General features: G+C 65.0%; 1 pseudogene. It reads left to right on the top strand.

Going from position 1 to position 1,046, the window contains the following annotated elements:
- Nucleotides 1–1,046: pseudogene (locus tag E0L15_RS12170) on the top strand (hypothetical protein); the annotation flags it as partial.

The following is a 1,046-nucleotide window of genomic DNA, read 5'->3' on the forward strand; positions in this document are numbered from 1 at the left end:
ACCACCGCTGTCACCGAGGGCGAGTCCTTCACCCTCACCATCACTCCCGACGCCTACTATCATGTGGAGTCCGTGGTGGTCAACGGTGAGACCGTCACCGTCACCGACAACACCTACACCCTGGACAGCGTCACCAGCGAGACCACCATCGAAGTGACCTTCGCTCCCGACGTCACCCGCGACGACCTCCAGGCTCTGGTGGACGCCGCCGACGGCAAGGTGGGCGAGTGGTACACCAGCGGCTGGGATGCCTACGCCAAGGCCATTGCCGACGCCACCGAGCTGCTGAAGGAGGAGAACCCCTCCGTCTCCGCTCTGGGCGAGGCCAAGACCGCCATCGAGACCGCTCTGGCCGCTCTGGTGGAGCGTGAGCAGTACACCACCGAAGATCCCTTCTACTTCCCCAACGAGAAGGGCGTGTCCGTGACTCTGGAAGCTGAGTTTGCTCAGCTGCACAACGTGGAGCTGGCCTCCGACGGCCAGTGGGCTCTGTGTGTGGCCGAGGCCGACTGGGCCAGCCACGGCGAGTTCATCAACTGCCTGAACCAGCAGGACACCATCTCCTTCCCCTATGAGGCCAAGACTGCTGGTACCTACACCGTCACCGCCACCTACCGCAGCGGCGACACCAACAACTCCCTGGCCTGGAGCGAGCCCGACGGCAAGATTGCCTCCGGCACCGTCTCCGCTGGTGCTGGCGACAGCGCCACTCAGACCCACACCGTCACCTTCGAGATCGAGATCACCGAGGCCGGCGCCGGCACTCTGGTGTTCACCGGTCCCGACAAGAAGTCTCCCCAGCTGGACAAGCTGGTCATCGAGCTCAAGGAGGCCGCTGAGCCCCAGCCCGAGGAGTACACCGTCACCGTGAACACCCAGGGCGAGGGCACCGCTACCGCCGAGCCCACCACCGCCACTGCTGGCACCACCGTGACCCTGACTCAGACCGCTGCTGAGGGCTGGCACTTCGTGGAGTGGCAGAGCGAGACCGTCACCGTCACCGATAACACCTTCGTGATGCCCGAGGGCAACGTCACCGTCACCGC

This window comes from Pseudoflavonifractor sp. SW1122 (assembly GCF_012027765.1).
Lineage (GTDB): Bacteria > Bacillota > Clostridia > Oscillospirales > Oscillospiraceae > Enterenecus > Enterenecus faecium.